This window comes from Acetobacterium paludosum, assembly GCF_008086595.1.
Classification (GTDB): domain Bacteria; phylum Bacillota; class Clostridia; order Eubacteriales; family Eubacteriaceae; genus Acetobacterium; species Acetobacterium paludosum.
Map to the genome: position 1 here is coordinate 1 of NZ_RXYA01000052.1, position 573 is coordinate 573.

Here is a 573-nt window from a genome sequence, read left to right on the forward strand (position 1 = left end):
TGCCGCAGATGACCAGGCGGGAAGATCTGGAGGAACTCGCATGGCAGATCACGGGGTTGTTTCACAAACCGATCACCGTGGGTGAGCAGGAGTTTTACATCACGGCAAGCAGCGGGCTCGCTGTTTTTCCGGAAGATGGTGAAACGGTGAATGGACTGATCAAAAATGCGGATCTGGCCATGTATGCCGCCAAGAAGAGCGGAAAGGGGTGTTATGCTTTCTGCTCAGAACCCATGAAAGAGGAAGTAATGGATCAAATGACGCTCACCAACAGTCTTCATAAGGCTCTGGAAAGAAATGAGCTGTTTCTCCAATACCAGCCTCAGGTTTCTGTCAAAACTCAGAAAACAATCGGCTTTGAAGCATTGCTGCGATGGAATCATCCGGAGCTGGGGCTCATTTCCCCGGGGGTGTTCATCCCAATTGCCGAGCACACCGGTCTCATCGACAGTATTGGCGAATGGGTGCTGTTGACCGCCTGTGCCCAGAACAAGACCTGGCAGGACAAAGGATTCAAACCGGTTCAGATGGCTGTCAATCTATCCCTGGAACAGTTTCGAAGCGGCAATGTCC

Annotated in this window: 1 protein-coding gene; it reads left to right on the forward strand. The window is 51.7% G+C overall.

Features of this window, described 5'->3' with window-relative positions:
• A partial coding sequence (locus FZC41_RS17145; RefSeq protein ID WP_148568660.1) for an EAL domain-containing protein occupies positions 1–573 on the forward strand: 573 nt, incomplete at both ends.